This is a genomic window from Paenibacillus xylanexedens (assembly GCF_007676705.1).
GTDB classification, from domain to species: Bacteria; Bacillota; Bacilli; order Paenibacillales; family Paenibacillaceae; genus Paenibacillus; species Paenibacillus xylanexedens_C.
Genome location: NZ_VEBF01000542.1, coordinates 1 through 246 on the forward strand (window position 1 = coordinate 1; position 246 = coordinate 246).

Annotated in this window: 1 pseudogene; it reads right to left on the minus strand. The window is 45.1% G+C overall.

Going from position 1 to position 246, the window contains the following annotated elements:
* Positions 1–246 (minus strand): annotated as a pseudogene (locus tag FS628_RS32310) (hypothetical protein); the annotation flags it as partial.

The window sequence follows — 246 nt, forward strand, 5'->3', positions numbered from 1 at the left end:
CTTCCTAACCCCTTCCAACTTCTTAAACCCCCATCTCACATCACCAATCTCCTCCAATTCCCTACTCTCCACTCCTTTCTTCATCCCTTCTAATACCAAAGACGAATTCACATACTGCATCGATGACAATTCCACACTCCGTAGTACTTCCTCTACCCCCATTTCGGTCTCATCCAATATCTGAACATTACTCTCACGCACTTTCTCTTCAATGTCACCCCAACCAATCGTATACCATACCGAACC